The 9,198-nt window shown below is 72.2% G+C and carries 9 protein-coding genes; 4 read left to right on the forward strand and 5 right to left on the reverse strand.

The features are described from left to right. Positions 1-54: 54 nt before the first annotated feature. From KGQ19_RS18550 to aroC, 5 genes are read right to left on the reverse strand one after another with little or no spacing between them, the layout of a single operon-like run. Positions 55-1,194 (reverse strand): aminopeptidase P family protein, encoded by a 1,140-nt coding sequence (locus tag KGQ19_RS18550; RefSeq protein ID WP_212010445.1) that lies wholly within the window; start codon positions 1,192-1,194, stop codon positions 55-57. Between the two features lie 24 nt (positions 1,195-1,218). Next, positions 1,219-1,698, reverse strand: coding sequence for a type II 3-dehydroquinate dehydratase (gene aroQ / locus KGQ19_RS18555; protein WP_212010446.1), 480 nt, complete (start codon positions 1,696-1,698; stop codon positions 1,219-1,221). Beyond that, the gene (aroB, locus tag KGQ19_RS18560; RefSeq protein WP_212010447.1) at positions 1,695-2,810 is read right to left on the reverse strand and encodes a 3-dehydroquinate synthase; all 1,116 of its coding nucleotides are present in this window, start codon (positions 2,808-2,810) and stop codon (positions 1,695-1,697) included. Before aroB ends, aroQ begins: the two co-directional genes overlap by 4 nt. Before the next feature lie 3 nt (positions 2,811-2,813). Next, positions 2,814-3,314: a shikimate kinase gene (locus KGQ19_RS18565; protein WP_212010448.1), complete on the reverse strand. Its 501-nt coding sequence runs from the start codon at positions 3,312-3,314 to the stop codon at positions 2,814-2,816. Continuing rightward, entirely contained in the window at positions 3,311-4,540 is a 1,230-nt protein-coding gene (gene aroC / locus KGQ19_RS18570; protein WP_212010449.1) for a chorismate synthase, read from the reverse strand. Before aroC ends, KGQ19_RS18565 begins: the two co-directional genes overlap by 4 nt. A 176-nt stretch (positions 4,541-4,716) precedes the next feature. Between aroC and KGQ19_RS18575 the strand changes: the two genes are divergently transcribed. The 4 genes from KGQ19_RS18575 to KGQ19_RS18590 form a co-directional block, all read left to right on the forward strand. Beyond that, positions 4,717-5,511, forward strand: coding sequence for an ABC transporter permease (locus KGQ19_RS18575; protein ID WP_212010450.1), 795 nt, complete (start codon positions 4,717-4,719; stop codon positions 5,509-5,511). Then, on the forward strand, positions 5,504-6,358 hold the full coding sequence (locus KGQ19_RS18580; protein WP_212010451.1) for an ABC transporter permease: 855 nt from the start codon (positions 5,504-5,506) through the stop codon (positions 6,356-6,358). Before KGQ19_RS18575 ends, KGQ19_RS18580 begins: the two co-directional genes overlap by 8 nt. An 8-nt stretch (positions 6,359-6,366) precedes the next feature. Further along, the gene (locus KGQ19_RS18585) at positions 6,367-7,344 is read left to right on the forward strand and encodes an ABC transporter ATP-binding protein (RefSeq protein WP_212010455.1); all 978 of its coding nucleotides are present in this window, start codon (positions 6,367-6,369) and stop codon (positions 7,342-7,344) included. A gap of 62 nt (positions 7,345-7,406) precedes the next feature. After that, a partial coding sequence (locus tag KGQ19_RS18590) for a serine/threonine-protein kinase (protein ID WP_212010452.1) occupies positions 7,407-9,198 on the forward strand: 1,792 nt, incomplete at its 3' end.

The following is a 9,198-nucleotide window of genomic DNA, read 5'->3' on the forward strand; positions in this document are numbered from 1 at the left end:
GGTGAGTACTCCTGCTTCCGACTGCCGGCCCTGGCGAGTCAGGCCGTCGGCGGCCTACAGCACCAGCAGTTCCTTGGTGGTAATGGTGAGCAGCTCCGGACCGCCCTCGGCCTTCGGCCTGACCACCAGGGTGTCCTCGATACGGACACCGCCGCGGCCCGGCAGATAGACCCCGGGTTCGACGGTGACCGGAGTGCGATCATCCAGTGTACCCGGCAGACCGGCGCCCAGCCTCGGGTCCTCATGGATCTCCAGGCCGACGCCGTGTCCGAGCCCGTGCCCGAAGTACTCGCCGTAGCCGGCGGCCTCGATCACTCCGCGCGCCGCGGCGTCCACGTCCGCGCAGCGCACCCCCGGGGCCAGCGCCTGCCGTCCGGCCTTCTGCGCGGCGAACACCAGGTCGTAGACCTCGACCTGCCAGTCCGCCGGGGCGCGGCCGACCACGAAGGTGCGGGTCATGTCGGCGTGGTAGCCCTGGTAGAGCGCGCCGAAATCGATCTTCAGGAACTCGCCCTCGCCGACCCGCCGCTCGCCGGGCCGGTGGTGCGGCACCGCCGAATTCGGGCCGCAGGCCACGATGGTGTCGAAGGCCCGGCCGTCGGCGCCGTGGTCGGTCATCCGGCGCTCCAGCTCCTGGGCGATGTGCCGCTCGGTGCGCCCGATCAGGATGGACTCGGTGAGCTCGGCCAGCGCCCGGTCGGAGATCGCGCAGGCCTCGCGGATCAGCGCGATCTCGCTCTCGTCCTTGACCCGGCGCAACTCCTCGACCGCGTGCCCGAGCCCGACCAGCCGCGCGCTGGGCGCCGCCGCGGTCAGCTCGGCGGCCAGCTGCCGGTGCTCCTCGACGGTGATCTCGTGCTCCTCCACCGCGATCGCCCGCAGCCCGTCCTTGGCCGCCCGCTCGACCAGGGCCGGGGCACAGTGCCGGACGATGATCCGCTCCACGTCCGGCACCTCGGAGGCGGCCTGGGTGTCGTACCGGAAGTCGGTGCAGAACACCGCGCCGCCCCGGGTGACCAGCACCGCGCCGTTGGAGCCGGTGAACCCGGTGAGGTAGCGGACGTTCACCAGCTTGGTGACCAGCGCGGCGTCCGCGTCCACCGCCTCCAGCCGGGCCCGCAGGCGCTCGCGGCGGGCGGCGTAGGCCTCGGGGGCGATGGCGGCGGGTCCGGTTGCGCTGCGGTCTGCGGTCATGCCCCCCAGACTACGAAGCTCCGTTCACTCCGGCAGCTCAGACAGGGCCCTTAGCGCAAGAAGATAGGAGCCGATCCCGAACCCGGCGATGGTCCCGCTGGCCACCGGCGCGATGACGCTCTTGTGCCGGAACGCCTCGCGCGCGTACGGGTTCGAGATGTGCACCTCGACCAGCGGCGCCGTGCGCTGCGCGGCGGCATCGCGCATGGCGTAGGAGTAGTGGGTGAAGGCGCCGGGGTTGATCACCACCGGCAGCTTCCCGTCAGCGGCCTCGTGCAGCCAGCGCACGATCTCGCCCTCGTCGTTGGTCTCGCGCACGTCGACCTCGAAGCCGAGCTCGGCGCCGAGCTCCTGGCAGGCCTTGACCAGGGCGGCGTAGGAGGTCGAGCCGTAGACGTCGGGCTCGCGGCTGCCGAGCCGGCCGAGGTTGGGGCCGTTGAGGACCAGGACTGTGCGGGGCTCGCCGCCTGAGCGGGGCTCGGTGCGGGGGTCGTTCTCGCTCACAGGTCCACCACTCCTGCGGCACCCTGCTCCTCGGCCACCTCGCCGTAGGCCGCGATCAGCAGCGCCGGATCCGGCCCCTCCAGCACCGTCGGCTTGGCCAGCCCGTCCAGCACGATGAACCGCAGCGTGTTCGCCCGGGACTTCTTGTCCACGCGCATCGTCTCCAGCAGCTTGGGCCAGGCGTGCACGTCGTAGCCGGTGGGCAGGCCGAGCGCGGTGAGGATGGCGCGGTGCCGGTCGGCGGTCGCGTCGTCCAGGCGGCCGGCGACCCGGCCGAGTTCGGCGGCGAAGACCATGCCGACGCTGATCGCCGCGCCGTGCCGCCAGCGGTAGCGCTCGTTGCGCTCGATGGCGTGGCCGAGGGTGTGGCCGTAGTTCAGGATCTCCCGGCGCCCGGCCTCCTTCAGGTCGGAGGAGACCACGTCGGCCTTGACCGCGACGGCGCGCTCGATCAGCTCGCGGGTGTGCGGGCCGTCGAACCGCCTGGCGCCCTCGATGTCCGCCTCGACCAGCCGCAGGATCTCCGGGTCGGCGATGAAGCCGCACTTGACGACCTCGGCCATCCCGGCGACGAAGTCGTTCGCGGGGAGCGTCTGCAGGGTGTCCAGGTCGCACAGCACGCCGGCCGGCGGGTGGAACGCGCCGACCAGGTTCTTGCCCTCGGCGGTGTTGATCCCGGTCTTGCCGCCGACCGCCGCGTCCACCATGCCCAGCAGCGTGGTCGGGATCTGCACCACCCGCACGCCGCGCAGCCAGGTCGCGGCGGCGAAGCCGGCCAGGTCGGTGGTGGCGCCGCCGCCGAGCCCGACCACCGCGTCGGTGCGGGTGAAGTCGGACTTGCCCAGCACCTCCCAGATGTAGGCCAGGACCTCGGCCGACTTCGCTTCCTCGGCGTCCGGGACCTCGATGGTCAGGGCCTGGTAGCCGCTGTGCTCGATCAGATCGTCGCGCACGGCCTCGGCCGTGGCGGTCAACGCACGCGGGTGCACGATCGCCACCCGCGCGGCCTTGGCGCCGATCATCCCGGGCAGCTCGCCCAGCAGCCCGTGGCCGACCACGACCTCGTAGGGCTCTTCGCCGCCGACCTTGATACGGGTTTCCGTCGTCGTCACTGCTTACTTCCCCAGGCTTTCGACGATCTCGGCCGCGACCTCTTCGGGCTCGCGGTCGGTGCGGACGGTCAGGACGGCGACCTCCTCATAGAGGGGACGCCGCTCATCCATGAGCTTGAGCAGGGTGCCGCGCACGTTGCCCAGCAGCAGCGGACGGTCGCGGTTGAGGCCGACCCGGGACGCGGCGTCGGCCAGCGTGACCTCCAGGAAGGCGACGCGGTGCTCCTTGAGCAGGATCCTGGTGTCGGCGTCCAGGATGGCGCCGCCGCCGAGGGCGAGGACGCCGTCATGGGCGGCGAGCGCCTCCTTGACCGCGGCCTTCTCCAGCGCGCGGAAGTGCGGCTCGCCGTGCTCGACGAAGATCTCGGAGATCTGCTGCCCGGCCGCGGCCTCGATGTCCGCGTCCGAGTCCCGGAAGAGGACACCCAACGTGTCGGCCACCAGGCGGCCGACCGTGGACTTGCCGGAGCCCGGGGCCCCGACCAGCACGACGACCGGGCTCATGCCTGCGCCCCCACAGTGTGCTCGGGCCCTGCGATCCGCACCGGCAGGCTCGCGAGGTAGGACTCGTAGTTGCGGCGGGTCTCCTTCACCGAGTCGCCGCCGAACTTCTCCAGCACCGCGTCGGCCAGCACCAGCGCGACCATCGCCTCGGTCACGACGCCGGCGGCCGGGACCGCGCAGACGTCCGAGCGCTGGTGGTGCGCCACGGCGTCCTCGCCGGTGGCGGTGTCCACGGTGCCCAGCGCGCGCGGGACGGTCGCGATCGGCTTCATGGCGGCGCGCACCCGGAGCAGTTCGCCGGTGGACATGCCGCCCTCGGTGCCGCCGCTGTGGCCGGTGCGGCGCCGCACCGCCAAGGGGTCGTTCGCGGCGACTTCCATCTCATCGTGCGCCTGCGACCCGGGGATCCGCGCCAGCAGGAAGCCGTCGCCGATCTCCACGCCCTTGATGGCCTGGATGCCCATGACCGCCCCGGCCAGCCTGGCGTCCAGCCGGCGGTCGGACTGCACGTGCGAGCCCAGGCCCGGCGGCAGGCCGTAGACGACCACCTCGACGACCCCGCCGAGGGTGTCGCCGTCCTTGTGCGCCTGGTCGATCTCGGCGATCATCGCCGCCTCGGCCTCCGGGTCCAGGCAGCGGACCGGGGAGGCGTCGAGCTTGTCCAGGTCCGAGGGCAGCGGCAGGACCGCCTCCCGCGGCGACTCGGCGGCGCCGATGCCGACCACGTGCGAGACGATCTCGGCGCCGATCGCCTGGCGCAGGAACTCCCGGGCCACCTCGCCCAGCGCCACCCGGGCCGCGGTCTCCCGGGCCGAGGCCCGCTCCAGCACCGGCCGGGCGTCGTCGAAGCCGTACTTCTGCATGCCGGCCAGGTCCGCGTGGCCGGGCCGGGGCCGGGTCAGCGGGGCGTTGCGGGCCTGCGCGTCCAGCAGCTCGGGGTCCACCGGGTCGGCGGCCATCACCGTCTCCCACTTGGGCCACTCGGTGTTGCCGATCTGGATCGCCACCGGACCGCCCTGGGTGAGGCCGTGCCGCACACCGCCGAGGATGCTCACCTGGTCCTGCTCGAACTTCATGCGCGCGCCGCGGCCATAGCCGAGGCGGCGCCGGGCGAGGGCGTCGGTGAGGGCCTTGGTGGACGTCTCGACCCCGGCCGGCAGCCCTTCGAGGACCGCGGTGAGGGCCGGACCGTGGGATTCCCCTGCGGTGAGCCAGCGTAGCGACATGGGGCGATTCTTCCACGTCTCAGTCGGCGGGCCGCACAGCGTTCGGGGATCGGACGGCGCGCGGGGCGCCGCGCGGGCACCGCCGGCGGACCGCCGGCGCGCCGTCCGCAAAATCCGTTGCAGCGCGTTCCCGGCCGCTGGCAGAGTGCCAAGTTCGCCCCCGGAAGGACAAGACCTTGGTCGTCTATGCCCTCATCTCCCGACAAGCTTTCCGGCGCTATCTCACCTACCGCGGCGCGATGGTCGGCGGAGTGCTCGCCAACACCGTCTTCGGCATCATCAAGGCCTTCATCATGATGGCCGTGTGGCGCCAGCGCCCGAGCATCGGCGGCTACGACGTCGCCGACGCCGTCACCTACGTCTTCCTCGCCCAGGCGATGATCGGGCCGATGTCGACGCTCAACAACGGCCTGGACATCCCGGCCCGGATCCGCTCCGGCGACATCGGGACCGACCTGTTCCGGCCGTGCGACTTCCAGGCCTACTGGCTCGCCAACGATCTGGGCCGCGCGGCCTTCAGCGTCCTGGGCCGCAGTGTGGTGCCCTTCGTCATCGGCGCGCTGCTCTTCCACCTGCACCTGCCCACCGATCCGCGGGTGTGGGCCGCGTTCGTGGTGGCCCTGTTCCTCGGCACCGTCGTCAGCTTCGCCCTGCGGTACCTGGCGGCGATGTCCACCTTCTGGCTGCTGGACGAGAAGGGCGTGGTCGGCATGGCCACCGTCGTGACCTCGTTCTTCAGCGGCATGATCGTGCCGCTGGTGCTGTTCCCCGGCTGGCTGGGGCAGCTGGCGCGGCTGCTGCCGTTCGCCGCGCTGGTCCAGCTGCCGGCCGATGTCTTCCTCGGCAAGCGCAGCGGCGGCGCGGTCGGCACCGGGTACCTGTTCGAGATCGGCTGGGCCGTGGCCCTGCTGCTGGCCGGGCGGCTGGTCACCCGGCGGGCCCGGCACCGGGTGGTGGTGCAGGGTGGCTGAGCAGCCCGTCGAGCCATCCTTCGAGCGGCGCTTCGAGCAGCGGACGCCGGGCGCCGTGGCCACCTATCTGTTCACCGCGCGGATGTGGGGGCGCTCGGCGATGCAGTATCGGGCGTCCCTGGTGCTGGTGATGGTGAACAGCCTGTTCATGGCCAGCCTGGAACTGCTCGGCATCCTGGTGGTGTTCGGGAACGTCTCGACGCTCGGCGGCTTCTCGCTGCCGGAGGCGCTCTACCTCTACGGGACCGCGCAAGCCGCGTTCTTCACCAGCGACCTGCTGTTCACCGGCACCGAGTACCTGGCCGTGCGGATCCGCATGGGCACCTTCGACAGCCTGCTGATCCGGCCGGTCGGGATGCTGCCGCAGGTGTTCGCCGACCAGTTCACACCGCGCCGGCTGACGCCGATGATCCCGGCGTTCGCCGCGCTGATCGTCGGACTGGCCAAGGCGCCGGTGCACTGGACCCTGCTGCGCGCCGCGATGGTGCCCTACACGCTGCTGGTCGGGGTGGTCGTGTTCGGGGCGGTCTGGGTCCTGGTCGGCGCCTTCCAGATCGTCGCGGCGGACGCCTCCGAGGTGATGAACAGCGTCACCTACGGCGGCCAGTTCATGACCTCCTATCCGCTGGCCCTGTACGGCCGGAACCTGATGCTGTTCCTGACCTTCGGCCTGCCGCTGGCGTATGTGAACTGGCAGCCGACGCTCTACGTCCTGGACCACGCCGACCCGCTCGGCACCCCCTCCTTCCTCCGCTTCGCCGGGCCGCTGTTCGCCGCCGCCCTGTGGGGCGTGGCCCTGCTCGCCTGGCGCGCGGCCCTGCGCCACCACCGATCCACCGGGAGCTGACCGCCGTGATCCGTCCTTCCCAGCCGACCGCCGTATCCCGACCGATCATCGAAGCCGAGCACTTGTCGAAGACCTACACGCTGCACAAGAAGACCGGCCGCCTGAAACGGGAGCGGACCACCGTCGAGGCGGTCCGCGACCTGAACCTGGCCGTGGCCGAGGGCGAGCTGCTGGGCTACATCGGGCCGAACGGCGCGGGCAAGTCCACCTCGATCAAGATGTTCACCGGCATCCTGTCGCCCTCGGCCGGGCGGCTGCGGGTGGCCGGGCTGGAGCCGATCCGGGACCGCAAGCAGCTGGCCCGGCGGATCGGCGTCGTTTTCGGCCAGCGCACCACGCTGTGGTGGGACCTGCCGCTGCGCGACTCCTTCGCGCTGCTGCACCGGATGTACGCGGTCCCGGACGCGCGGTTCGCGGCGAACCTCAAGCGCTTGGTGGCTCTGCTTGAGCTGGAGCCGCTGCTGGACACCCCGGTCCGTCAGCTCAGCCTGGGCCAGCGGATGCGCGGGGATCTGGCCGCGGCGCTGCTGCACGACCCGGCCGTGCTCTACCTGGACGAGCCGACCATCGGCCTGGACGTCACCAGCAAGGCCGTGGTCCGCGAGTTCCTGGCCGAATTGAACCGGGAGCAGGGCACGACGATCGTGCTGACCACCCACGACCTGGACGACATCGAGCGGCTGTGCCGCCGGGTGGTGGTCGTGGACCACGGGACCGTCGCCTACGACGGCGAGCTCAACGCCCTGCGGGCCCGGGTGGCCGCGGACCGGACCCTGGTCGTGGACCTGGCCGAACCGGTCCCGGCGATCGCCGTGCCGGGCGCGGCGGTGACCCGGATCGACGGCCCGCGCCAGTGGCTGGCGTTCCCGGCCGAGGCGAACGCGGCGGCGCTGGTGGCCGATATCGCCGAACGCTATGAACTGCTGGACGTCTCGATCAGGGACGCAGACATCGAGGAAGTTATTCGCAACCTGTACACAGGCTGATACGGTAACCGCGCAATCTCGGGCGTGGCTGCTGAACTGCGACGACTTATCTGGGAGGCGCGTTGGCCGGCTGGACTGTTGCCGGGTACACCGCGACGGGGGTCTCCTCCCCCGGCGCCGGAGACGACGGCCGGGTGGTAGAGGCCGTCCACGACGCGACCGGGACGCGGGTGCTGATCACGTATCCGGACCCGCGGCTGGGCTCGGACGAGGCGTTCCGCGAGCGGTTCCGCACCGAAGCGGAGCTGCTGCGGGACGTGGACCACCCGAACGTGGTGCGGGTCCGCGAGCTGGTGGCGACCGAGGCCGGCTTGGCGCTGATCACGGATGCCGTCGAGGGCGCGACGCTGCGGAGGGTGCTCGCGACTTCGGGTCCGCTGTCCCCGGAGGCGGCGCTCGCGGTGATGCGCGGATCGCTGTCGGGGTTGGGTGCGGCGCAGGACGCCGGGGTCGTGCACCGGGACTATCAGCCTTCGAACGTGCGGGTCGGCACGGAGGGGGTCTGCGAGGTCACGGGCTTCGGACTCGCCGTGCGCACCGAGGCGATGATGCCGGCAGCGGGTACGCCTTCTTATATGGCGCCCGAATTGTGGGAGGGCGCTTCGCCGCGGTCGGTGACCGACCTGTACGCGGTCACGGCGACCTTCTACGAGTGCCTGACCGGGCGGGTGCCGTACACCGCGGACTCGGTGTTCGAGCTCCAGACGCTGCACCGGGCCGCGCCGATACCCGTGGCCGACGTACCGTCGGCACTGGCGCCGCTGCTGGCGCTGGGGCTGGCCAAGGCGCCGGTGGAGCGGCCGGCCGACGCGGCGGGGTTCCTCGCCGAGCTGGAGGCGGCCGCGGCGGTGGAGTACGGGTTGGAGTGGGAGGAGCGGGGGCGGCGGGAGTTGGCCGCGCTGGTCGCGCGGGTCGGTTCTGAAGACGGGGCGGCGACGAGTGTGTTGCCGGCGGTGGGCGCGGGTGCTGGTGAGGCGCGCTCCATCTGGTCTGACGACGGTGCCCCGGAGTCCTTGGGCGACGACGGCGCGGGGATGGGCCGCGGGACCAAGATCGGGATATCGGTGGCCGCCGTCGCGGTCGTCGGAGCGGTGTTGGCGGCCGTGGCCTTCTCGCCCGGCAAGCACTCGACCGCGACCGCCGGGCCGTCCGGCGAGATCGTGTCGGCGTCCGACACCTCGTCGGTCATCGACGGCTCTTCTCCGGGGCTGGCGGCCGGGGCCGGTCCCACGCCGGGTTCGCGGGGTTCGGACAGCGGCACTTCGCCTACGCAGGCCACTTCAGGCAGCTCATCCACTTCGCCGGCCACCGCGAAGGTGCCCCCGACCTCCGGCGCGGGGGCGACGCCGATCGGCGTGCCGCTGCCGAGCTCCAGCTCGATGGGGTCGCTGCCGAGCTATCCGTCCGCGCCGCCGCCGTCGAGCGGGTCGCCCACCACGGCGGTCGGGAGCAGCACGCCGCCGACGACGCCGAGCGTGACGGTGACGGTCTCGGCGAGCGCGACCATGACGAACAGCTCCTACAGCGGGCCGTGTCCACCCACCGACCCGCCGACCGGGACGGTCACGTTCAACGTCGCCGGGCTGCCCGCGGGGAGTTCGGAGGCGATCTCCTACCACTGGCGAGTAGCGGGCGGCGGCACGGGCGGCGGCTGGAGCTCGGTCAACGCCCAGGACGGGAGCACCACCGAGCGGTTCACCATCTCGGACGACCCGCACTCGCAGAAGGGCATGTCCGGGACAGTCGAGGTGGACTGGAGCGCGCCGGGCACGTCGGGCGGTGCGGCGACGGCCGGGTCCGTGGACATCAAGTGCACCGGCGGCGGGACTGGTGGGGGTCCGGGCGGGACTGGTG

It is taken from the genome of Catenulispora pinistramenti, from assembly GCF_018274385.1.
Lineage (GTDB): Bacteria > Actinomycetota > Actinomycetes > Streptomycetales > Catenulisporaceae > Catenulispora > Catenulispora pinistramenti.

Bases quoted from the DNA above. Each gene is read 5' to 3' on its own strand.
- KGQ19_RS18550 (WP_212010445.1), bottom strand. From the start codon at position 1,194: ATGACCGCAGACCGCAGCGCAACCGGACCCGCCGCCATCGCCCCCGAG.
- aroC (WP_212010449.1), bottom strand. From the start codon at position 4,540: ATGTCGCTACGCTGGCTCACCGCAGGGGAATCCCACGGTCCGGCCCTC.
- KGQ19_RS18565 (WP_212010448.1), bottom strand. From the start codon at position 3,314: ATGAGCCCGGTCGTCGTGCTGGTCGGGGCCCCGGGCTCCGGCAAGTCC.